Below are 20,304 nucleotides of genomic sequence, written 5' to 3'. Positions count from 1 at the left end.
ATGCCCGGAACCGAGAACGATCCGTCCGTCAGCACCGCCGACGTCTGCATCGTCGGTGGCGGTCCGGCCGGTCTCACGCTGGCCCTGCTGCTGCTGCGCAGCGGCTTGCGCGTGACCGTCGCCGAGAGCAGCACCTCCTGGCACCGTGAGTACCGCGGCGAGATCCTGCAGCCCGGTGGTCAGCTCGTACTCGACGACCTGGGCGTCCTGGAGGGCGCCCGAGGCCGTGGCAGCCACCGGTTGCGGCGCTTCCGGCTCGCCAATCAGGGCCGCACGTTGCTGGACATCGACTACTCTCGCCTGCCACCGCCGTTCGACCACATGCTCAGCATGCCACAGGAGCACCTGCTCCGGGAGTTGCTCGATGCCTGCCAGGCACAGCCGGGGTTCACCTATCGCGACGGGCACCGCGTGCATGGGCTGGTCCGGGGCAACGACGGCACGGTGCGCGGCGCTGTCCTGCGCCGGGGCACCGTCGCGCACACCGTGCGAGCGGTGTGCGTGGTGGGCGCAGACGGCCGCCACTCCAAGACCCGCCGGCTCGCGGGGCTGGAGGAGGGCGAGCGGGAGCGCTTCTCCTTCGACGTGCTCTGGTTGAAGATCCGGGCCACCGGGGACGAGCCGGCCGAGGTCACCATCGCCCGAGGCCCCGCCGGTCCCGTGCTGAGCTACCCGTCGCATCCCGACCGGCTGCAGATCGGCTGGGCCCTGCCACGCGGCAGCTACCCCGCCCTCGCCGCCGGCGGCGTCACGGCCGTGCGCGACGCCCTCTGCCGGGTGGCCCCCGGTCACGCCGCCCAGATCCACGACGAGGTGCACCGGCTGTCCGACCTGAGTCTGCTCGACGTCTTCGCCGCCCGCACCGCGCGGTGGAGCAAACCCGGCGTCGTGCTGATCGGCGACGCGGCACACACGCACAGCCCGCTCGGCGCCCAGGGCATCAACCTGGCTGTCCAGGACGCGGCCCTGCTACATCCCACACTCGTCGCGGCCGTCGCCGCCGGGGAGGTCACCCCGCGGCGGCTGCGCTCCTTCGAGGAGCCGAGGACCGCCGACATCACCGCCGTCATGCGATTCCAGCGGATACAGGCCGGTGCCATGATGTCCGGCGGCGGGCTCGCCGCAGTGCTGCGCCCCCGCATAGCCGGACTGGTACAACGGACACCGGTCGGCACCAAGATCACCCGCCGGATCGCCTTCGGCAACCCGGCGGCCCGGGTCCGCCCGGTCGTTTCGTCCCTGGAGAGTGACCGATGATTATCGACTTGTCCACGCCCATCGACGCCGGCGGTTGGGAACCGGAGAGGATTTCCCACAAGATCGTGACGCCAGCCGAGGGTGCCCGGCATATGGCCGAGGAGATGCGCCTGCACTTCGGCATCGATTTCGACCCGGCTGTGCTGCCTGACCAGGAACTGCTGTCCATCGACACGCTGACCCTGACCAGCCACACCGGCACGCACATCGACGCGCCGTCGCACTACGGCTCCACCGCGAGCTACGGCACCCCGCGCACGATCGACCAGATGCCCCTGGACTGGTTCTGGGCCCCCGGCGTGAAGCTGGACCTGACGGGCGTCTCAGAGGGGGCCGTGGACGCCGCCTTCCTTGAGGACGCGTTCGAGCGGATCGGCCACCGGCCGCAGCCGGGCCAGATCGTCCTGCTGCACACCGGGGCAGACCGCCGGTCCGGCACCCCCGCCTACTTCACCGACTTCATTGGCCTGGACGACGCGGCGACGAACCTGCTGCTCGACCTCGGCGTAAAGGTGATCGGCACCGACGCGTTCAGCCTCGACGCCCCGTTCCGTCACATGATAGACCGGTACCACGCAACCGGCGACCGGTCGGTGCTGTGGCCGGCCCACTTCACCGGCCGCCGCCGGGAGTTCTGCCAGATCGAACGGCTTGCCGGCCTGGACCGGCTGCCCGCCATCGGCTTCACCGTCTCCTGCTTCCCGGTCAAGATCACCGGCGCGGGGGCCGGCTGGTGCCGGGCGGTGGCTCTGCTCGACGACCCCTCGACCCCAGGCACCACCGGATCGGAAGGACAGTGATGACCGACCTGCTCACCACCACCGCCACCAGCGGCCTCTACCTCGAGGTCCAGCAGTTCTACGCCCGGCACATGCACCTGCTCGACGACGGTGACGCGGCGGGATGGGCCGCCACCTTCGCGCCCGACGGCGTCTTCGAGCCGCCCGGCGGGGAGCCGGTGACCGGGCGCGAGGCGCTCACCGCGGCTGTGACCAAGGGCCACGCCACGCTGGCCGGGCAGGGGGTCCGGCACCGGCACTGGCACGGCATGGTCGACGTGCGCCCAATCGACGAGGCTCACGCCGAGGTGCGCTGCTATGCGCTCGTCGTCGCGACCGAGATCGGCGGTGCGACGACGGTCCACCGGGCCTGCGTCTGCACGGATCTACTGGTGCGCGGTCCGCAAGGACAGTGGCTGGTGGAGCACCGCAGGGTCACCCGCGACGACCTGCCCTGACCGTGAGCCTGGTGGGTCGGTTCAGCAGTGGTGAGCTGCTAGTGCTCTGACCATGAACGTTGGCGGTGTTGGGGTCAGGCTGCGCGGGTAGCGGGTTGGCCCCAGCGTCGTTGGCGCTCGCGGCGGATGCGGGCGCGTTCGCGGCGTTGGGCGGTCAGGACGTCGGGGTGGGGGCGTTGGCGTTGCACCAGCGCAGGTAGGTCTGCAGGCGTCGGGTCAGCGGGGGGTGGTTGGAGCCGGCGATGACGAAGGTGCGTAGCGGCCCGAACTGGGCCTCGATCGGGTTGGCCCAGGAGGCGTAGGTCGGGGTGAAGCGCGGCTCGAACTTGTTCCGGGCCGCCCACGACCGGATCTTCAGCCCTTGTACGCGGACAGGTTGCACAGAATGACGTAGATCGGTGCCCCGTCCGGCCGGGCGGCCCGGATCGACCTCAAGGCGGCGAGGGTGTTCGCGGTGCTCTTGCGGCGGCGCACGACGTCCCAGAGTTGGTCGTCGCCGCTGCTGTAACAGCCATGGAACTGCCGGACGCCGTGCAGCTTATGGCAGTTCGCGGGCAACCGGCGTGGGTGCCCGGGCCGGCGCCCAACTCGCCCCTGGATCACCAGGGGCCCGAACTCGTCGAACGCGAACACCCACTGTGGGAAATAACTACTCACGTACCCGATCCGGGCGAGCTTGGCGTCCCGGTCAGGGTCGGTGGGCTCCTTCCACGTCTTCGACCGCTGGAAGGTAATCCGGTGCCGGTGCAGGATCTGCCGCAGCCGTTCCCGCCCCACCCGAACCCGCCTGGCGGTATGAACCTGCAGGTGATCGGTGAGCTTGTGGATGCTCCAGCGGATGAACGGTCGCCCCAGCTTCTCGGGGCGGGTGGTGGCCGTCTCGACGATGAACTGTTCCTCGTCAGGACTGATCTGGTGGGAACCTCACCCGCCTACCGAGGGTCCAGGCTGGCCATCCCCATCTCGTTAAACCGGTGGGTGGCCTGCCGGATCGTGTTCTCGTCGGCCTGAAGCAGGCGGGCGATCGCCGGCACCGTGTTCCCACCGGCAGACGCGAGCACGACCATCGCCCGCCTCAACCGGATCGGCGAGCCGGTATCCCTACGAGTGATCCTCAGCAACTGCTGACCCTCATGGTCACTGAGCCACCGAACGCGAACGGGTTCTGCCACCGCCACAGCCTGACCGCAACGACGACCCCCGGCCGACAGGCTGTCATCCAACACCGCGAACGTTCGGGGTCAAGGCACTAGCTGGCAAGGGACTGCGTAGTTTTCGGCTCTGTCTCACAACATTCGGCTCTGTCTCACATTCGGTGGTGACGGAGGGTGGTGGTTAGCCGAGCAGGATCCGGTGTCGTAGGAGGGTGAAGCCCGCACGTCCGTACATCTGTCGTTTGATCAGTTTGGTCTTGGTGTTGACGCCTTCGGTGCCGCCGTTGTGGATCGGGTGGGTCAGGGCGGCGTTGACGGCGTCGCGGTCGAGGCCGAGGCCGCAGGTGAACGTGTGCAGGTAGGGCAGGTCCCTGGCCTTCACCGCGGCGATCCACTCGGTGAGACGGTCGTCGTTGCCGGCTGTGGGGGTGAGTAGCGCGGCGAACGAGCCGATGAAGCCGGCCAGCGCGGTCATCTGCGGGCAGGCACGGGTGAGAGCGTCGACAAGCGTCCGCTGATGCTCTGTGAGCTGGTCGGGTCTGGTCAGGAGGTAGCGGGTCAGACGCCTGGGCGACAGAGCTGGGCGGTCGGCTTCGACCCGGCCTTGGGTGATGTAGCGGTAGAGCAGGTTCAGGCTGCCGGTATAGCCCAGTTCCCTGATCTCGGCCAGGAGTTGGGTGGCGCCGACGGTGGGGTCTTGTTGGCGGCGTCGGCGTAGGTGGTCGCGGTAGGGGTCGACGAGGGTGGGTCGGTACTGGGGTGCCCGGACGAGGCGTTGCGGTTCGCTGATGCGGGCGTAGCGTTTGATGGTGTTGAGGCCAAGGTGGAGCCGGCGGGCGCATTCGAGAAGGCCGACGCCTTTGTCGAGCAGGTCGTGGACCTGCTGCCACCGCTGCCGGGTGGTCACGGCCCGGATGCCTTCCTGTGGCGGTAGGCCGGCGGTGGCCCAGCACGTGCTGTGGGCGGTGACTTCTTTGCGGACGGCCTCGGCGAGGTTGTGCCACAGATGCCAGCGGTCGGCGACCTGCACCGCTGCGGGCAGGGCGCGGCGGATCGCCTCGGCGTAGGCGCCAGAGGAGCCCGGCACACCACCTCGACACCGGGATGCTCCCGCAGCCACGTCTGCAACGTGTGGGCCTTGCGGTCGGGCAGCACGTCGACGCGCTGACGGGTGACCGCGTCGATCAGGACGGTGGCGTAACGGCGACGCCGGCACAGGGCCGAAGTCGTCCACCCCGAGCACCCGGGGCACCCGCCGCTCGGGCAGCGGAATGCGCAACAGCGCCCGCAGGGCGGTGTGCCGGGACACGATCACCGCCAGCGCCGACAACACCCGCGCGCCAGTACGGCCGGCCACCTGCCGCACCACTACACCCACCTGGGAGACCAGCCGAGGCGTGCGGCGCTGGTAGCGGCTCAGCACCCCGGGCAGTTGTTCCCGGAACGTGCGACGACAGCCCCGGGTCGGGCACACCAGACGACGTATACGTACCCGGAGCACCACCGGCCGTGCATCGACCGGCACGTCCGCGAGAGTCCGCTGGTGATACCCGTGCACTCGACCCGACAACGCCCTGCAGCCCGGACACGCCACCGGCCTCTGCGGAGTCCGAGCCCACACCAGGATCCGCTCGCCCTCATCCGTCACGTCGTCGATCACCAGCGGAGACAGCCCCGAGAACGCCACCCTCGAAAGATCATCAATCTCGCACACACGGTCTCAACGACATCAACTACCTTCCGTCACCACCGAATGTTAGACAGAGCCGAAAACAAGCACCTACGCAGTCCCTCTCGCCACGAGCCGGCCCCCTCACGTGCGGGCGAGAGGCAGACTCGTGTCGTGCGGTCAGGCGGCGGAGAGCACCACGGCGGCGTTGAAGCCGCCGATGCCCCGCGCCAGGATCAGCGCGTGCCGCATCAGCACCGGCCGGGCCACACCGGTGACTAGGTCTAGGTCGTAATCGGGCCGGGCCCGGACGTGGGCAGTCGGGGGGACGCACTGTTCCCGCAGTGCGTAGAGGGCGGCGACGACATCGAGCGGGCCAGCTCCGGCGCCGAGTCGGCCGGTCAGTGTCTTGGGCGCTGTGACCGGCACGCCTCCGGGGCCAAAGACAGCGCGGAGGGCCGAGGCCTCCACCTCGTCGGCGGCGGGGACCCCCGCCGCGTCGGCGAACACCACGCCGATGTCCGACGGCGCGAGCCCGGCGTCGTCCAAGGCGGCCTCGACCGCACGCCGCAACGTCGGCGGCCGGCCCCGCCCGGCGGGCGGGTCGAACGTAGCGGCGTAGCCGGACAGGACCCCGTGGATCGCCGGGGCCCGCCGGGCCCGGGCCCGGTCCTCGTGCTCTAGGACCAGCAGCGCCCCGCCCTCGCCCGGCACCCAGCCCCCGGCCCGCCGGTCGAACGGCAGGTACGCCGTCGTGGGGTCCTCCGCGGTGCTCAGCTGACCGGAGGCCAGCTGACCGGCCCACCCCCACGGGCACAGCGAGCCGTCCACGGCCCCCGCGACCACCATCGCGCTGTCGCGCCTCAGCCGCCGCCGGGCCTCCCCCAGCGCGTCGAGCCCACCGGCGTGATCGGCGACCAGCACCCCGCTGGAGCCCCGCATGCCGTGCCGGATCGAGATCTGGCCGGTGTTGACGGCATAAAACCAGGCGAACGACTGGTACGCGCTGACGTGTTCCCCGCCGAGGCTCCACAGCTTCTGCAGCTCGCGCTGACCGAACTCGAAGCCCCCGGCGGTGCTCGCGGTGACGACGCCGGCCCGGGCGCTGTCGTAGTCCTCCGCCGTGACCGCGCCGTCGGCGACCGCCTGTGCGGCCACGGCCAGCGACAGCCGGGTGACGTGGTCAGTCTGGGTCAGCAGCCTGTTCGGCAGGTGGGCCTGCGGGTCGAAGTCACGGATCTCCCCGGCCAACCGGGCCGGGTAGCGCGCCGGATCGAAACGCTCGAGGCGCCCGATGCCGTTAAGCCCGTCCAGGCTCGCCTTCCAGTATCCCGGCGCGTCGACGGCGTTGGGCGCGATGGCGCCCATGCCCGTGATGACGACCCGGTTCACCGCTCGTTCCGTCCGGGCCGGGTGAGCACCATCGCGCTCTGGAAGCCGCCGAACCCACTGCCGACGCTGAGGACCACGTCGAGGCGGCGGTCGCGGGCCTCGCGCGGTACGTAGTCCAGGTCGCACTCAGGGTCGGGCTCGTACAGGTTCGCCGTCGGGGGGACCACGCCGTGCCTGATTGCCAGCGCGCTCGCGGCGATCTCGATGGAGCCGATGGCGCCGAGCGAGTGGCCGACCATGGACTTGATGGAGCTCATGGGCACCAGGTACGCGTGCTCGCCAAGGGCCCGCTTGACCGCGGCGGTCTCGTGCCGGTCGTTCTGCTTGGTGCCCGAGCCATGCGCGTTGACGTAGTCTACGGCGTCCGCGTCGAGCCGCGCCTCGCCGAGGGCGCCCTCGATGGCCAGCGCCATCTCCGCCCCGTCCGCCCGCAGCCCTGTCATGTGGAACGCGTTGCACCGCGACGCGAAGCCGCTGACCTCGGCGTACATATGGGCCCCGCGGACCCGGGCCGCGTCGAGCTCCTCAAGCACGAAGACCGCCGAGCCCTCGCCGAGGACGAATCCGTTGCGGCTGGCGTCGAAGGGCCGGGAGGCGGTCGCTGGCTCGTCGTTGCGCGGTGTCGTCGCCTTGATGGCGTCGAAGCAGGCCACGGTGATCGGGGAGATGGGCGCGTCGCCGGCCCCGGCGATCATCACGTCCGCGCCGCCGTCCCGGATAATCTCGACGGCGTGCGCCACGGCGTCGAGGCCCGACGTGCAGCCCGTGGAGATAACGGCGGCCGGGCCCTCCGCGCCGACGTGATGGGCGACCTCGACGGCGAACGACGACGGCACCAGGTAGTCGTAGAGGTGAGGCATGATGTAAGCTGGGTCCACTTGCCACTGCCGGCCCGAGTCGCTCACGACGGCGTACTCGCGCTCCAGGCTCGTCGTGGCACCAACCGCGCTGCCGATGCTGACGCCGACCCGGCTGGGATCCAGCCCGTCCCAGGCGATCCCGGAGTCGGCCACCGCCTCGGTCGTGGCGGCGACGGTCAGTTGGGCCGCCCGGTCCATGCGGCGGATCTGGCGTGGGGTCAGCCCGGCAGCCTCGGCGTCGAAGTCGCACTCCGCGGCGATCCGCGACCGGAACGGCGCCGCGTCGAAGAAGGTGATGGCCCGGGTGGCGGTACGCCCGGAGGTCAGCAGGTCCCAGAAAGCCTTGACGCCGATGCCGCCCGGCGCGACGACTCCGATGCCGGTGATGACCACACGTCGGGTCATGGTGTCCTCTCAGGGTGTGTGTGCGCTGGCGGTCGGCCAACGCTGCGGCCACCATGGCACGCCTTCCTGGAACGGCACTCGAAACTGGCTGGACCTTCGTATTCGAGCCGAACTCCACCTGAAGACAGGCGGCGCCGCATACAAAAGGCGCAAGCAACGTGGACAACTGACAGGAGAACGGCATGAGGGCACTGGTTCTCGCCGGAGGAATGGGCACCCGCCTACGCCCGCTGACACATGCGATGCCGAAACAGCTTGTCCCGGTCGCCGGTCGACCGATTCTGCACCATTGCCTGGAGACCATCCGTGAACTGGGCGTCGTCGAGGTGGGCATCATCGTCGGCGACTGGGCGCGGGAGATCGAGGAGGCCCTCGGCGACGGGTCGGCGCTCGGCCTCGAGCTCACCTACATCACCCAGGAGGCACCGTTCGGACTCGCCCATTGCGTGTTCATTGCGCGCGATTTCCTGGGCGACGAGGACTTCGTGATGGTGCTCGGCGACAATGTCGTCGTCGGCGACCTGCAGGCCCCGGCGGCCGAGTTCCGGCAGCGCCGGCCGGCCGCGCAACTGGTCGCCACCCGGGTGAGCAATCCCGCCGAGTACGGCGTCGTCGCGACGGACTCGCGCGGCCGGGCGGTGCAACTGCAGGAGAAGCCCGCTGATCCGTGCAGCGACCTGGCGCTGATGGGCATCTACTTCTTCTCCCCGGCCGTGCATAACGCCGTGCGGCAGATCTCGCCGAGCGCCCGAAACGAGTGGGAGATCACGGACGCCATCTCGTGGCTGGTGGCCGAGGGGCGGGAGGTCGGGGTCAGCGTATTCACTGGGCATTGGAAGGACACCGGCCGGGTGGACGACCTGCTGGAGTGCAATGATCTGCTGCTGCGCGGCCTCGGCACGAGCATCTCGGGCTCGGTCGACGCGGCGTCGACGATCGAGGGCCCGGTCGTGATCGGGCCCGGGGCGGTGGTCACCGACTCCTACCTGCGTGGGCCGCTGATCATCGGCGCCTCGAGCCGGATCACCCGCAGCAGCATCGGTCCCGGCACGTCCCTCGGTCAGCGCTGCGATCTAGGCGACTGCTCGATTTCCGGCTCCATAGTGCTCGACGACGTGTCGATCCAGTCGGTGCGAGGCATCCGCGACTCGGTCATCGGACGCTCCGCGCAGGTCACCCTGGCCCAGCCGGCGCAGGGGACGCACCGCATGGTGCTCGGCGACCACACCACCGTGGAGGTGACGGCATGAAGATCCTGGTGACCGGCGGTGCCGGGTTCATCGGCTCGCACTACGTGCGCAGCCTGCTCGCCGGCCGCTACCCCGGCTTTGAGCACGCCGAGGTGACCGTTCTCGACAAGCTGACGTACGCCGGCAACCTGCGCAACCTGCCCGCCGAGCACCCGCGTCTGACCTTCGTCCGCGGCGACATCTGCGACCGCAACCTGCTGGCGCTCGTGGTGCCCGGCCACGACGCGGTGGTGCACTTCGCGGCCGAGTCTCATGTCGACCGTTCCCTACGGGACGCTGGCGCCTTCATGCTGACCAACGTGGTCGGCACCGAGCGGCTGCTGGACGCGTGCCGGGCCGCCTGCGTTCCCAGGGTCGTGCATGTCTCCACCGACGAGGTCTACGGCTCCGTCGCCGAGGGCAGCTGGACGGAGTCGTCGCCGCTGGAGCCCAATTCGCCGTACTCGGCCTCCAAGGCGAGCTCGGACCTGATCGCCCGGGCCTACCACCGCAGTCACGGGCTGCCCGTCTCGATCACCCGGTGCTGCAACAACTACGGCCCCTACCAGTTCCTCGAGAAGGTGGTGCCACTGTTCGTGACGCATCTGCTCGACGGTCGCGACGTGCCGCTCTACGGCGACGGCACGAACCAGCGGGAATGGATCCACGTCGACGACCACTGCCGTGCGGTGCAGTCCGTCCTCACCGGCGGCCGGGCCGGGGAGATCTACAACATCGGCGGGGATCAGCTGTCCAACTTGCAGCTCACTGAGCAGCTGCTGCGGCTGTGCGAAGCTGGGTGGGAGCGCGTCGCCCGCGTCGCCGACCGGGCCGGCCACGACTGGCGATACTCGGTCGACGACACGAAGCTCCACACCGAGCTGGGTTTTTCGAGGGCCACCGGGCTCCAGGAGGGACTCACCGCGACAGTGCGGTGGTACAGAGCGAACCGGTGGTGGTGGGAGGAATTCGCCGCCGTTGGATGACGAAGGACGGTGCCGGTGCGCGGCTCAGAACGCCCGCACCGGCTCGTTGCGGCGCAGCGGGGACAAGGTGGACGCACGCATGGCGCCCACGGTGGAATCGATGCCGGCGAACCGGTCGAGGAGCATGCCGTCGCCACGAATCGGCTCTTCCAGCATCGGATCTGACGAGAGGATGAACTGGTGCAGGCGCTGCAAGCGGACGGATGGCTCGAGACCGAGCTCCTCGACCAGGGTGCGGCGCAGGCGCTGGAATACCCCGAGCGCATCGGTGCGGCGGCCCGCCCGGTGCAGGGCGAGCATGTACTGGGCGTTCAGGTTCTCGTGCAGGGGGTGCTGAAAGGCGAGCGCGGTCAGCTCGCTGAGCACCTCCTGATGGTGGTTGAGCCGCAGCTCCACGTCGATGCGCTGCTGCAGCACGGTCAGCTTGCTCTCCTCAAGCCGACGCACCTCCACCTCGATCAGTGGCCCGGCCTTGACGTCCACCAGGGCGGGCCCCTGCCAGAGGGCGAGGGCCCGGGTGAGCAGGACCGCCGCTCGGCAGTCCTCATCCGCGACCGCGGCGTGCCTGCCCTCGGCGCTGAGCCGCTCGAACTCGTGCAGATCGAGGCTGCCGTGCGGCAGCTTGAGCATGTATCCGCCGTTGCGGGTGATGAGCACGTCGCGGCCGACCTCGGCCCCGCTGCGCTGCAACAGACACGCGAGCGACTTGCGGATCTGCAGAACGTAGGTCTGCAGGGTCGTCATGGCGCTTCCGGGCGGGGCGGTGTCCCATAGCTCGGTCATCAGCGCCGAGACTGGGACGACCCGGTTCGCGTTGAGCAGCAGCAGAGCGAGCACCTTGCGCGGTTTGGCGGCACTGATCTGGGCAGACCGGTCACCCTCAGTGAGAAGCATCTGGCCAAGAATTCGGACCTTCATCAAATCCCCGTTTTCTCGCAATGAAGTATAGGAATACCTAATCCGCATTTCACGGATTGGCCCCTACCGAACCGAAGGAGCCTTCCTTTCGCTTCAATATACTTTCCGAACGGACTGAGGCGAGCTTAAGCCTGACCTCCGTAGAGGAGCAACCAGGAGTAGCGGAAATACCCGGCAGAACCCTCCCAGTCCAGCACAGTGTGTAAGTGCAGCAATGCTTTGGATTGATCATCATCCACCCAAGCGCCGACCGCGCCACCAGCACCTTCGGATGGCCACCGAAGCGGATGTCGACCGTCGCACGACGCAAGATGCTCACTTTAAGTGATGGAACAGTTGCGAAAAGTCCACGCCCCGCGAGATCTCGGCTCGACCGAGACTTGAGATGGCGACCCTCCGGACTGCCCCATTAGCACACTTTGCGATAGTTACGGGTGATGCGAAGTACTCGTCTATTAAGGCATCGGATTCTATCTTGTCACGCCCTTAAACCTTTTAACGGACATAACGCCGAGCCGAGTTGGCACGTGCACTCTTACGGACGGTCCGTAAGTGCCGACGCCCCCGCCCGTCGCCCTCCAGCGCTATTCGAGCCGCCCTCGACGCCGCGCTTGAATCGTCGATCGCGAAGCATCGCCGAGGACAGGAGGAACAATGGATACCAGCGCCCGGGAGAACATCAACCGTCAACAACTACTGGGGTGGATGACGGCTGTTCGCAAGACCGCGATTCTGCGCGCCGCCGTTGAACTGGACGTCTTCGCCGCACTGGCCACGGGGACGCACGACAGCGCCAGCGTCGCCGTGCGGATCGGTGCGGATCCGCGCGGCACCCGGATTCTGCTCGACGCACTCGCCGCGATCGGCCTGGTCGAGCGCACCGCCGAGCGTTACCACCTGACCGCGCCAGCGGCGGACCTGCTCGTGCCGGGCCGCCCGGGCTATTTCGGCGATGCTGTGCACCTGGCCAGCAGCACGCCCGAGTGGGCCGCCCTGCAGCGCCTCGCCCAAGCCGTGCGCAAGGGCGGCACGGTCCTGGACGAGAACGCGGAGACCCCCGACTTCCCCTACTGGCAGAGCTTTGCGAACGCCGGCACCCGGAACACCCAGCCGGTGGCGGACCTCGTTGCCGACCATATCGCCGCCGAGCTCGGCGATCGCGACCTGCGCGTGCTCGACACCGCCTGCGGGCACGGGCTTTACGGGCTCACGTTAGCCGCCCGGTTGCCGCGGGCCCAGGTAACGCTACTGGACTGGCCGAGCGTGCTGACGATCACCGAGCGCAACGCGGCCGCGCGAGGTCTGACCGGACGGACCCGGCTGCTGCCGGGCGACATGTTCACCACCGAGCTCGACGGCCCATACGACGTCGCCCTGATCACCAACGTGCTGCACCACTTCTCCCCCGGCACGGCCCAGGACCTGCTGCGACGGCTTCGCGACACCGTCCGGCCCGGCGGACTCGTCGTGGTCGTGGCCGTCGCGACCGACGATCGGCCCCCCGCCGAGGACCCGATCCCGCACCTCTTTTCCGTGCTGATGCTCGGCTGGACCCGGCAGGGCGAGGTCCACACCGCGGCGGCGTACCGCGACCTGTTCACCGGCCTGGGCCTAAAGGAGCCGCGCGTCATGGAGCTCCCGCACAACCCCCTGCGCGTCATCGCCGCCCGCCGGGCCTGACTTGAGCGCAGGTCGACCCAGCCGCGAGACGAGCCAGACACCTTGTACAGGACACCATCCGCCAGACAGGAGATCTCCATGCTCACCAGTGAAACCCATCTCGACCCCGTCACCGACGCGCAGTCGCTGCTCCGGCTCAACACCGCGTACTTCAAGGCCAAGGTCCTGCAGAGCGCCGTGGAACTGGACCTGTTCGGACTACTCGCGAGCGGGCCGGCCACCGCCAGCGAGATCTTCGACCGGCTCCGGCTCGCCTCGCGGCTGAGCACCGACTTCCTCGACGCACTGGTGGGCCTGGGCCTGCTCGAGCGCGAGGACGGGCGGTACTGCAACTCCGAGCTCAGCTCCCGGTACCTGGTGCCGACCCATCCCGACTACCTGGGCGGCAGCATCGCGCAGCACTCCCGCCTGCACTTCCACGCCTGGGGCAAGCTGACCGAAGCCCTGCGCGACGGCAAGGCCACCTCCGGTCTCGACGTCGCCGGGCGGCACGGCTTCTCCCGGCACTACACCGACCTCGACCGAGCCCGCCGGCTGATGGACCACATGGACACCTTCAACAGCTTCGTCGCCGCCGGGCTCGGGGAAGCAGTGGACTGGAACGGCTGGACCAGCGTGTCGGACATCGGCGGGGCCCGGGGTAACGTCCTGGCCAGCTTGATCCGCAAGCACCCGCACCTGTGCGGTGTCGTGTTCGACCTGCCCGGGCTGCGCCCACTGTTCGACGAGCACATGGTCGCCACCGGCACGGCGGAACAGATCTCCTTCAGCGGGGGCGACTTCTTCGACGATCCCCTGCCACGTACCGATGTGATGATCATCGGTCACGTCCTGCACGACTGGCCCGCCGAGGCCCGCCGGCGGCTCGTGGCGCGCACGTTCGACGCGGTAAACCCCGGCGGCGCCCTGATGATCTACGACGCGATGCTCGACGACGACCGGCGTGACGCCGACAGCCTGCTGCAGAGCCTCAACTGCGGCATCATCCGCGACGGCGGGTCGGAATACACAGTCGGCGAGGCTTCCGCCTATGTGCGCGACGCCGGGTACACCAGCGTCGAGATCAGGCGGCTGCACACGCTGACCAGCGACCGCGTATTGATCGCCGGCAAGCCGCGCTGACGACATGCGTGTCCTGTTCGCCACGGCCGCGTGGCCGTCCCACTACATGTTCATGGTGCCGACGGCATGGGCATTCCATACCGCCGGGCACGACGTCCGGGTGGCCTGCCAGCCGCACGTCCAAGACGTCGTCACCGGGTCCGGGCTCAACGCAGTCATCGTCGGGCCTGCGGTCGACTTCGCCGCTCAGCACCGTGCCCTGGTTGACCGGACCAGCGGTCTGACCACCTACAAGCGCCGCGACGCCGTGGTGGACCTGTTCCACCGCAACGCCGAGATCATGGTCGACGACCTGGTCGGCACGGTACAGGCCTGGCAGCCAGACCTGATCGTACGGGACCCCGTGGCATTCGCGGCCGCCCCGGCGGCGGCCGTGACCGGCACCCCAATCGTGCGGCACGCCTGGGGACCGGACCTGTACGCCACTGATCCCGGCATCTGGCTGGCCCACCTCGTGCGCGAACGGCTCGACGCGACCTGCCGCCGCTACAGCGCGGAAGTGCCCGACCGATTTGCCGCGCCCGTGATCGACCCGTCGCCGCCGAGCCTGCGGATAGCCGGCGCCGATCCCTGCGTACCAATGCAGTACGTGCCCTACAACGGCGCAGCGGTGCTCCCGGACTGGATCTGGGCGGACCGTACGCGGCCTCGGGTGTGTGTCAGCTGGGGGACGTTCATGTCGGCAGCCGACGACGAGCACGACATGTTCAAGCTGCCGGACGTGGTCCGTGCCCTGACCGGGCTCGACGTCGACATCGTCGTCGCCGTTACCCGGGACGACCTCGGGCTGGCGCCGGATGAGCGGGCCGGTGTCCACGTGGTCGGCGGGCTGCCGCTGCACGTCCTGCTGCCCACCTGCGCGGCCATCGTGCATCATGGCGGAGCGACGACCATGCTCACCGCCGCCCGGGCCGGTATCCCGCAGATCGTCATCCCGCAGATGTTCGAGCAGCATCTCAACACCGGCCTGCTTCTCAAGACGGGAGCCGCCGTCTCGGTGCCGAGCGACGCGGCCGACCCGGAGAGCGTCCGCACCGCCGTCAGCGCGGTGCTGGCCGACCCCGCGCGCCGCTCGGCCGCCCAGGATCTGCGCGCGGAGATCCTGGCCACGCCGACACCCGCCGAGGCGATCCACGACGTCGTGGCGCTCGCGTCGCGGCACCGGCAACCCAGCCCCGTGAGCTGACCAGGCGCGTGAGAGAAACGGATCCACACATGGAACATGACGTCATCATCGTCGGCAGCGGTCCCGTGGGGCTGTTACTGGCCTGCGAGCTGCGCCTGGCCGGCGTCCGCACCCTGGTCCTGGACCAGCTCCTCGAGCCGGCCGGGCAGGATCGGGCCGGCGTCCTGCACACCCGGTCGGTCGAGTGCCTGGCCATCCGCGGGCTCTTGGAGACCTTCGAGCAGGGCATGGGAGTCTCCCGCGGCCTGCCCTTCGCCGGCATCTTCACCCACGGTCTCGACCACGCGCTGGTTGACAGCCGTCATCAGTTCAGCCTGCTCGTCCCGCAGTCGCGCACGGAGCGGCTGCTGCACGCCCGGGCGGTCGAGCTAGGCGCGGACATCCGGCGCGGCCATCGCGTGCGCGGGCTGAGCCGGCGGGAGGACAGCGCCACTGTCACGGTCACCGCACCGGACGGCAGCTACGAGGCCACCGCGCCCTACGTGGTCGGGTGTGACGGTGGCCGCAGCACGGTCCGCCGCCTCGCCGGCATCGACTTTCCCGGGGTCGACGCCAAGGTCGCCGCGCTCATCGGCTATGTGAGCCTGCCGGTCGAGAACGTGCCCCGCCGCTGGATGCGGACACCACGTGGCATCGTCGTCCTGAACTTCCCGCCCGAGGGGGGCATCGGGCGGGTCGTGATCGTCGAGTACGACCGGGAGGCGCCGGCGCGGGAGGAGCCGGTAACGCTTCCGGAGCTGCGCTCGGCGGTGGCGCGGGTCTACGGCGAAGAGCTGCCGCTGCAGGAGCCGGTGCAATGGATGTCCCGGTTCAGCGACATGACCCGGCAGGCAGCGCAGTACCGCTCCGGGCGGGTGCTGCTGGCCGGCGACGCCGCGCACATCCACTTCCCGATCGGGGGCCAGGGGCTCAGCTGCGGGCTGCAGGACGCGCTCAACCTCGGCTGGAAGCTGGGTGCGGTGGTGCGCGGCGAGGCACCAGAGTCGCTGCTGGACACCTACCACGACGAGCGGCGGCCGGTGGCGGTACGCATCGGCATGAACACCCGGGCCCAGCTGGCTCTGATGAACCCCGACCAGCAGCACATCGACGCCCTGCGCACGCTCTTCGAGGAGCTGCTCCTGGTCCCGGAGGCCAACCGCCACCTCACCGAAATGATCAACGCCCTGGACACCCGGTACGAGATGGACGACGGGGGTGATCCCACCTGGGCCGGCCGGTTCGTGCCGGACCTCGACCTCAAGACCTCCGAGGGCACGACCCGGGTATCCACGTTGCTGCACGACGGGCGTCCGGTGCTGCTCGACCTGGCCGGGCGTACGGATCTGACCGGGGTCGCGGCGCCGTGGCGAGACCGGGTGCCGATCGTGCACGCCACCACCGACCGGCCCGCGCCCGACGTCGTCCTTGTCCGTCCCGACGGCTACGTCGCCTGGGCAGACGACGGCGGGAAGGAGGCCCCGGCCGGGTTGCGCGCCTCGCTGGCCCGGTGGTTCGGGCCACCATCCGGCACCTGATGCCCCCATCCCACTGCGGGAGGCCGCGAACCACACCGGTGGCGCGGCCTCCCGTTTCTCTCCTCGACGGAGGACAGATGATGATCAGCGCACCAGCGGTCTATCCCCGGCGGTTGCTCGACGCCTTCGACAAGTGGCAGGACCGCGTCGCGGTGTGCGAAGGCGACCAGACGGTCACCTTCGGCGCACTTCGCGACGAAGCCTACCGGTTCTGCCGGGTACTGCTGGACGGGGGCCTGGGTCCGGGCGACGGGGTCGCCGTGATCTGCGGGAACCGCAGCGAGGCCTTCGCCCTGCGCTTGGCCTGCCATCTGCTCGGCTGCCGGCTCGTCACCGTGCCGGCCCGGCCCGGCGTAGGCAGTGCCGCCTACCGCGCCGTGCTGCTGGACGCCCAGCCGCGACTCGTGGTGGTCGACCCGCGCCAGGGGTGCCGGGCGGCCTCGCACGCCGCCCGCGGCATCGCACCCGTGCTCACCCTCGGCGACGCCGTGGAAGGCAGAGATCTGTTGCGGGCGGCGGCGACGCGGTCGGCCGAGCCGGTGGCACCGGCCGCCGGCGAAGACGACATCGCGCTCGTGTCCTACTCGGCCCGGGCGGTGGTCCGCCCGCGCGGCGCGTGCTATCCCTTCCACCGCCTCGGGGCAGTGTGGGAGCCCTCGGGCGGCGCGCTGCCGGACTTCCCCGAGGGCGTCAAGGTGCTCGTGGCCGACTCAGTGCTGCGTACCGGCGGCGAGGTGGCGCTGATGATGATGCAGGTCGGCTGCACAGTCGTGCTGCTGCCCGGCTTCGAGCCTGAGCAGCTGTCCGCGGCGGTGGAGCGAGTCCGTCCCAAGAGCGTCTACCTGCGCGCGGACCAGCTCGCCCGCTGGGTGTCCGGGCCGGCCATCACCCGTTACGACATAAGCAGCCTGCGCTACGTCCCGTACGGCAACGGGCCGATCCGCGCGGACGACCTGCGGCTCGCTCTGCGGCGGCTGGGCCCGGTGCTGGCACAGAACTATCAGACCAGTGAGATCGTCTCGGGCATCACGCTGCTGTCGCAGGACGACCACCGGCGGGCCGCGGGCGGCGATGAGCGGCTGCTGCACTCGGCGGGTCGGGCGCTGCCCGGGGTGGAGATAGAGATTAGGGACGCGCCGGACGGGCGTGTCGGAGAGGTATGGGTGCGGGCCGGGCACCTAGCGACCGGGTACTGGACCGGCGCAGCCCCGCGGCCGCTGGCGCGCGACGGCTGGTTCCGGACCGGTGACCACGGCCGGATCGACGACGAAGGACTGCTGTACCTGTCCGCGCTCTGACCCGCGGACAGGTACAGCGGGTCCGTCAGGCGTTCTCGCGTGCGAAGGTCCGCGTACCGATGGTGATGCAGATGACGGCCAGCGCTACCGCCGCCGCCGCGCCGTAGAGCAGCGTGGCGGCCGACCACGAGTCACTGAAAACGGCGCGGATGGCGTCCACGACGTAGCGCAGCGGGTTGAAGTGCGACACAATGTCCAGCCAGCGCGGCGCCAGCTGCATCGGCAGCAGGATCCCGGAGAGCAGCAGCACCGGCAGCGTCGCGGAGGTAATCAGCGGCGCGAACTGGTCCTCGGCCTTGAGCATTAGGCCGAGGGCCAGGGACAGCGCCGACAGCCCGGCGCCCAGCACGAGCATGATGACCAGGCCGAGAATCAGGCCGCCCGGTGAGGTGCGCAGCCCGAGCGCGAAGCCGACCACGCAGATGATCACCGACTGCACCAGCAGCGTGGTGAGGTCGCGCAGCACCCGGCCGAGAAGCAGTGCCAGCCGGCTCACCGGCGTCACCCGCATGCGCTCGATGACGCCGAACCGCGCGTCGGCGATGACGCTGAAGCCGGCGAAGCCGGGACCGAACAGGGCCAGGTAGACCAGCATTCCCGGCACAAAGGTCTGCCAGCTGCTGTCGTCACTGAGACCGGGCGAGCCGGACAGCTTGCTCAGCAGCGGTCCGAACAGGAGCAGGTAGAGCATCGGCTGTACGAGCCCGAAGATGATGCCGACCTTGTGGCGCAGCTGGTACTTCAGCTGCTCGCGGTAGATGAGGATGGTATCGGTGACGGTGTTCATGAAGTTCCTCCCGTGCTCAGGCGGCGGCGGTGACGCGGACGGCGGCCGTGCCGGTCATGGCGGCGAAGACGTCGTCGAGGCTGGGTCGCTCCACCCGCACCGACACGACCTTGACCTCGGCGGCGTCGAGCAGCCGCATGAAGGCCATCAGTGACTGGTCCCCGTGTTCGAGCCCGACGCGCAGCGTCGCACCGTCGACGGTGACGTCGCGGATGTCATCGCGCGGGGCCAGCGTGGCCAGCGCGACCGGGACCTGCGTCTCGTCGGCCGTCTCGATCACGAGGATGTCCCCGGCGACCCGCTGCTTGAGGTCCTCCGGGCTGTCCTCGGCGACGATGCGACCCTTGTCGATGATCAGCACGCGGTCGCAGAGCGCGTCGGCTTCGTCGAGGTAGTGCGTGCTAAGGAAGATCGTGGTCCCGAGGTCGTCGCGCAACCGGCGGATGTAGGACCAGATGTTGTTGCGGCTCGTGGGGTCGAGTCCCACGGTCGGCTCGTCGAGGAAGATCAGCCGTGGCCGGTGCACCAGACCGAGGGCTACGTCGAGCCGGCGCCGCTGGCCACCGGACAGGGTCGCGGTGAAGCGGTCCTTCAGCTCACCGAGGTCGACGAAGTCGGCGACCTGCTCGGCCCGCCGCACGGCTTCGGCGCGGCCGATCCGGTAGAGCCGCGCCTGCAGGACGAGCTCCTCCATCACGGTGTCTGCCGGATGCGAGCCACCGCCCTGCGCGACGTAGCCGATCTCGCGGCGGACGCCGAGCGGGTCGCGCAGCAGGTCGTGCCCGGCGACCACGGCCCGGCCCGAGGTCGGGCGCAGCAAGGTGGTCAGCATTCGCATCGTGGTGGTCTTGCCCGCCCCATTGGGGCCCAGGAAGCCGACGATCTCGCCGTCCTGGACGTCGAAGCTCACTCCTTGCACCGCGTCGACGGCACCCTGCTTGCTGGCGTAGGTCCGTTTTAGGTCACGTGCCTCGATCATGGTCATGATGGGTCCTCCTCGGTGGTATTCGTCGGTGCTGCCGGTAATTCCTTGCCGTCGTCCCCGATGTCGGGCAGCAGTCGCGCGATGTACTCCTCAAGCTCGTCCAGCCACTGCAGCTCCTGGCTGAGCTGCCCCTGGCGGCGGCGGAAGAGCACCACGTCGAGCTCGGAGATGATGCCTCCGTCGAACAGGGTGCGGCTCTCGGAGGCGATGGCGTCGCGTGTCTCGGTCAGCGCTCGTCGTCGCTCGGTCAGCAGCGGGACGAGCTGCCCCGGTCCCGATGTGCGGCCGAAGAGCAGAGCGACGCCGAACGCATCGGTGCCGAAGCGGATGTCGCAGATCGCCTGGGCGCGCAACCGCTCGAGCTGCTGCGTGCCGTCGCCGGTGATCTCGTAGACCGTGCGCGCCGGACGGTTGCCGACCTTTTCAGTGCGGACTGCTTTGACCAGCTGCTCCTCCTCCATGGTGCGCAGTTCCCGATAGATCGCACCGACGCTGACGCCACCCCAGTTGCTGACATTCGTAAGTTCCGCATCGCGTCGGATCTGGTGACCGTGCCGCGGGCCGGCGCTGGCGAGCAGGCCCAGCACCATCAGCCGTGTTAGATTCACGGTATTAGTATCAT

At 69.5% G+C, this 20,304-nt stretch carries 16 protein-coding genes and 2 pseudogenes; 10 read left to right on the top strand and 8 right to left on the bottom strand.

Annotated features, from left to right (window positions below; translation table 11 throughout):
* Genes ACVMYR_RS28895 through ACVMYR_RS28885 form a run of 3 tightly spaced genes read left to right on the top strand, consistent with a single transcriptional unit; the run spans position 1 to position 2,494 of the window.
* Positions 1-1,257, top strand: a complete 1,257-nt coding sequence (locus tag ACVMYR_RS28895) for an FAD-dependent monooxygenase (protein ID WP_457123313.1) — start codon at positions 1-3, stop codon at positions 1,255-1,257.
* Positions 1,254-2,057, top strand: coding sequence for a cyclase family protein (locus ACVMYR_RS28890; RefSeq protein ID WP_457123312.1), 804 nt, complete (start codon positions 1,254-1,256; stop codon positions 2,055-2,057). The genes ACVMYR_RS28895 and ACVMYR_RS28890 overlap by 4 nt, the downstream gene beginning before the upstream one ends.
* Positions 2,057-2,494 (top strand): nuclear transport factor 2 family protein, encoded by a 438-nt coding sequence (locus ACVMYR_RS28885; RefSeq protein ID WP_457123311.1) that lies wholly within the window; start codon positions 2,057-2,059, stop codon positions 2,492-2,494. The genes ACVMYR_RS28890 and ACVMYR_RS28885 overlap by 1 nt, the downstream gene beginning before the upstream one ends.
* A gap of 74 nt (positions 2,495-2,568) precedes the next feature.
* On the opposite strand, the pseudogene ACVMYR_RS28880 reads toward ACVMYR_RS28885, so the two are convergent.
* The 4 genes and pseudogenes from ACVMYR_RS28880 to ACVMYR_RS28865 form a co-directional block, all read right to left on the bottom strand.
* Positions 2,569-3,666 (bottom strand): annotated as a pseudogene (locus ACVMYR_RS28880) (IS630 family transposase).
* A gap of 163 nt (positions 3,667-3,829) precedes the next feature.
* Positions 3,830-5,362: pseudogene (locus tag ACVMYR_RS28875) on the bottom strand (ISL3 family transposase).
* 135 nt (positions 5,363-5,497) lie between these two features.
* On the bottom strand, positions 5,498-6,709 hold the full coding sequence (locus ACVMYR_RS28870; RefSeq protein ID WP_457123310.1) for a ketosynthase chain-length factor: 1,212 nt from the start codon (positions 6,707-6,709) through the stop codon (positions 5,498-5,500).
* Positions 6,706-7,974: a beta-ketoacyl-[acyl-carrier-protein] synthase family protein gene (locus tag ACVMYR_RS28865; RefSeq protein WP_457123309.1), complete on the bottom strand. Its 1,269-nt coding sequence runs from the start codon at positions 7,972-7,974 to the stop codon at positions 6,706-6,708. Before ACVMYR_RS28865 ends, ACVMYR_RS28870 begins: the two co-directional genes overlap by 4 nt.
* A 182-nt stretch (positions 7,975-8,156) precedes the next feature.
* Between ACVMYR_RS28865 and ACVMYR_RS28860 the strand changes: the two genes are divergently transcribed.
* Both ACVMYR_RS28860 and rfbB read left to right on the top strand, forming a co-directional pair.
* On the top strand, positions 8,157-9,224 hold the full coding sequence (locus tag ACVMYR_RS28860; RefSeq protein ID WP_457123308.1) for a glucose-1-phosphate thymidylyltransferase: 1,068 nt from the start codon (positions 8,157-8,159) through the stop codon (positions 9,222-9,224).
* Positions 9,221-10,189: a dTDP-glucose 4,6-dehydratase gene (gene rfbB / locus ACVMYR_RS28855; RefSeq protein ID WP_457123307.1), complete on the top strand. Its 969-nt coding sequence runs from the start codon at positions 9,221-9,223 to the stop codon at positions 10,187-10,189. Before ACVMYR_RS28860 ends, rfbB begins: the two co-directional genes overlap by 4 nt.
* A 24-nt stretch (positions 10,190-10,213) precedes the next feature.
* Here rfbB and ACVMYR_RS28850 read toward each other — a convergent pair whose 3' ends face one another.
* Positions 10,214-11,107, bottom strand: coding sequence for an AfsR/SARP family transcriptional regulator (locus ACVMYR_RS28850; RefSeq protein ID WP_457123306.1), 894 nt, complete (start codon positions 11,105-11,107; stop codon positions 10,214-10,216).
* Between the two features lie 654 nt (positions 11,108-11,761).
* Here ACVMYR_RS28850 and ACVMYR_RS28845 point away from each other — a divergent pair.
* From ACVMYR_RS28845 to ACVMYR_RS28825, 5 genes are all read left to right on the top strand, one after another.
* On the top strand, positions 11,762-12,787 hold the full coding sequence (locus ACVMYR_RS28845) for a methyltransferase (RefSeq protein WP_457123305.1): 1,026 nt from the start codon (positions 11,762-11,764) through the stop codon (positions 12,785-12,787).
* 78 nt (positions 12,788-12,865) lie between these two features.
* On the top strand, positions 12,866-13,909 hold the full coding sequence (locus ACVMYR_RS28840; RefSeq protein ID WP_457123304.1) for a methyltransferase: 1,044 nt from the start codon (positions 12,866-12,868) through the stop codon (positions 13,907-13,909).
* 46 nt (positions 13,910-13,955) lie between these two features.
* On the top strand, positions 13,956-15,095 hold the full coding sequence (locus tag ACVMYR_RS28835; protein WP_457123303.1) for a nucleotide disphospho-sugar-binding domain-containing protein: 1,140 nt from the start codon (positions 13,956-13,958) through the stop codon (positions 15,093-15,095).
* 29 nt (positions 15,096-15,124) lie between these two features.
* Positions 15,125-16,612, top strand: coding sequence for an FAD-dependent monooxygenase (locus ACVMYR_RS28830; protein ID WP_457123302.1), 1,488 nt, complete (start codon positions 15,125-15,127; stop codon positions 16,610-16,612).
* 77 nt (positions 16,613-16,689) lie between these two features.
* Positions 16,690-17,910 carry an AMP-binding protein gene (locus tag ACVMYR_RS28825; RefSeq protein ID WP_457123301.1) on the top strand — a complete coding sequence of 407 codons (1,221 nt, stop codon included), beginning with the start codon at positions 16,690-16,692 and terminating at the stop codon, positions 17,908-17,910.
* A 25-nt stretch (positions 17,911-17,935) separates the two neighbouring features.
* Here the strand turns inward: ACVMYR_RS28825 and ACVMYR_RS28820 are convergent, their stop codons facing one another.
* Genes ACVMYR_RS28820 through ACVMYR_RS28810 form a run of 3 tightly spaced genes read right to left on the bottom strand, consistent with a single transcriptional unit; the run spans position 17,936 to position 20,272 of the window.
* Complete coding sequence (locus ACVMYR_RS28820; RefSeq protein ID WP_457123300.1) at positions 17,936-18,697, bottom strand: ABC transporter permease; 762 nt, start codon at positions 18,695-18,697, stop codon at positions 17,936-17,938.
* A 16-nt stretch (positions 18,698-18,713) separates the two neighbouring features.
* Entirely contained in the window at positions 18,714-19,682 is a 969-nt protein-coding gene (locus tag ACVMYR_RS28815; protein ID WP_457123299.1) for an ATP-binding cassette domain-containing protein, read from the bottom strand.
* Positions 19,679-20,272: a PadR family transcriptional regulator gene (locus ACVMYR_RS28810; protein ID WP_457123298.1), complete on the bottom strand. Its 594-nt coding sequence runs from the start codon at positions 20,270-20,272 to the stop codon at positions 19,679-19,681. The genes ACVMYR_RS28815 and ACVMYR_RS28810 overlap by 4 nt, the downstream gene beginning before the upstream one ends.
* Positions 20,273-20,304 lie beyond the last annotated feature (32 nt).

This window comes from Micromonospora sp. PTRAS2, from assembly GCF_054052245.1.
Note: the sequence above shows the minus strand (reverse complement) of the source record. Positions and strands in the feature narration are given on the sequence as shown.